This window comes from Nocardia sp. NPDC060220 (assembly GCF_042727815.1).
Taxonomy (GTDB): Bacteria; Actinomycetota; Actinomycetes; order Mycobacteriales; family Mycobacteriaceae; genus Nocardia.
In genome coordinates, this window is the sequence record NZ_JBHWZY010001011.1 from 1 (window position 1) to 2,241 (window position 2,241).

General features: G+C 67.1%; 3 protein-coding genes. All 3 read right to left on the bottom strand.

What is annotated here, in order from left to right:
- Window positions 1-179: 179 nt before the first annotated feature.
- On the bottom strand, window positions 180-1,184 hold the full coding sequence (locus ACFWF3_RS32960) for an alpha/beta fold hydrolase (RefSeq protein WP_379317810.1): 1,005 nt from the start codon (window positions 1,182-1,184) through the stop codon (window positions 180-182).
- A gap of 55 nt (window positions 1,185-1,239) precedes the next feature.
- The gene (locus ACFWF3_RS32965; RefSeq protein ID WP_378638743.1) at window positions 1,240-1,767 is read right to left on the bottom strand and encodes a phage holin family protein; all 528 of its coding nucleotides are present in this window, start codon (window positions 1,765-1,767) and stop codon (window positions 1,240-1,242) included.
- Window positions 1,764-2,241: Na+/H+ antiporter NhaA (locus tag ACFWF3_RS32970; protein WP_379317812.1), on the bottom strand; the 478-nt coding region annotated here is incomplete at its 5' end. The genes ACFWF3_RS32970 and ACFWF3_RS32965, both read right to left, overlap by 4 nt.

Genomic DNA, 2,241 nt, shown 5'->3' on the forward strand with positions numbered 1-2,241 from the left:
ACTGACCGAAGGGTGCGACGAAGGAGTACCCGTAGGGAGGGAAGATCGGGGCCTCCAGGGCCCCGCTCGAGCGCGCCAGCGCTCCAAAAACACAGCCTCCAACTAACCCGGACCCGGTCGAACCCGATACGTCCCTACCCAAAGGCCAGACCCATTTCGAGCGCGCCGGCGCTCCGAAACTACGGCGAAACCAAGTCGTCGTGCGGCGGCGACCCGTTCACACCGTTCTGCTCGCGCCAGTGCGCGGTCAGCGCCTCGTTGACCCTGCTGGGGTTCTCCTGATGGGCGTAGTGCCCCGCACGCGGAATCGAGACCAGCGTCCGATGGGGCGATAACGACTCCCCGCGCCGGAACGTGGCGTCGAGCAGATACGAGTCGTGCTCGCCGCGCAGCATCAGCACCGGGATGTCGATCGGGGTGCGCATCGTGGCCATGAACCGCTTACCGTCCGGTCGCCACTGACTGCGAAACGCCCAGCGCTGATACTCCAGCGCACTGTGCGCGGCCCCCGGTATCCGGATGGCATGCCGCATCCGCGACGCGGTCTCGACGAATTCCGCAGTGCGCGACCAGGATTCACCGACCCGATCATGCAGCAGGCGCTCCACCTCGGCGCCACCACGTCGGGTGAGCAGGTTTTCGGGATAGCGCGGCAGCTGATACCGCAGGAAATCGGGCAGCCAGGTCGCCCGTTGGGCCGGATCCCGCAGCACGGCGCTCTTGAGCGCGGCGGGATGCGGCGAGCTGACCAGCGCGATCGAGCGGACCAGTCGCGGATGCAGCACCGCGGTGGCCCAGCAGACCAGTCCGCCCTCGGCGTGGCCGACGAGCGTGGCCTCGGTGTGCCCGAGCGCCCGGACCAGGCCGGCGATGTCGCCTGCGAGGGTCCAGCCGTCGTAGCCACGCGGTGGTTTGTCGGTATCGCCGTAGCCGCGCAGGTCGACGGCGACGGTGCGATACCCGTGGCCGGCCAGCGCGGTCAGCTGATGCCGCCACGACCACCAGAAATCGGCGAAACCGTGCAGCAGCAGCACCAGGGGCGCCTCGGGGCGGTCCGCACCGTCGGTTTCGGCGACGTCTGCTTCGACGACGTGGAAGCGGATTCCGTTGGCGTGCACGTCCCGGTGGGTCCACGGTCCGTCGAAACGGACGCTGGAGGGATCCGGGAATGAATTGGACGACACGCCGATCGAGCCTAGTGGGCGGGTCCGGCTGTTGCGACCGGGCCCGCCCGGCGCGTCATCGGTTGCTCGACTTCTCCAGCGACGTGGCGCCCGCACCACTGGATCCGATGGCCGCGTGCGCGTCGGCCGCGTCGCGGTGGGTGAACGCGGCGGGCAGCACCTCGGCGGCCTGCTTGAGCGAACCGATCGTCTTCTCCGGCGCGCGCACCTTCCGTACCTTGAGCCAGCCGAGCAAGGCCAGCAGGACAGTGGTGAGCACCATCAGCAGGAACACGATCAGGAACGCGGCCCAGCGCCACAGCCACATGTCGAGCAGCTCGGCGAGGAAGAAGAAGAAAAAGAACGAGCTGAACAGCAGCACTGTCAGCGCGAGGATGAAGAAGACGCTGCCGGTGAGGCCCTTCTTGATCTCACCGGTGACCTCGGCCTTGGCCAGCGCCACCTCGGCGCGCACCAGTGTCGACATCTGCTCGGTGGCATCGCGCACGAGGCTGCCGATGCTCGCCGATCCGGGCGGATTGGCGTCGGTCAACGGGATCGAAGTGACCGTCCGACCGTCATTTCCGCCTTGGGTGTAACTCACTTCGTCGACCCTTCTCCCTGTGGTAACTGGTCTGCATCGCGGCGCGCCTGGTGCACACGTCCTCGGCGCAACAGTAGCGCCGATCCGATCAGCGATGCTGCCATCGAGGTCACCAGAACGGCGGCCTTGGCAAGATCGATGGCATCGTCGCCGACGTCGGCGAGCGCGAGTTCCGCCACGAGAAGGCTAACGGTGAACCCGATCGCGCCGAGTACCGACAGGGCGAACATGTCGCGATACTCCAGTCCGGCTGGGCGTTTCGCCCAGCCGAGTTTGATAACGACCCAGCTCACACCGAAGATTCCGATGGTTTTGCCGAGCAAGAGCCCGAGGATGATCGCCAGCGCGAGCCGGTCGGTGAACAGCGATCCGAACACTGCGCCGTCGAGCGGCACACCGGAGGCGAACAGCGCGAACACCGGTACGCAGAAGCCGGCCGAGATCGGTTGCACCACATGCTCGAGGTGCGTCGCG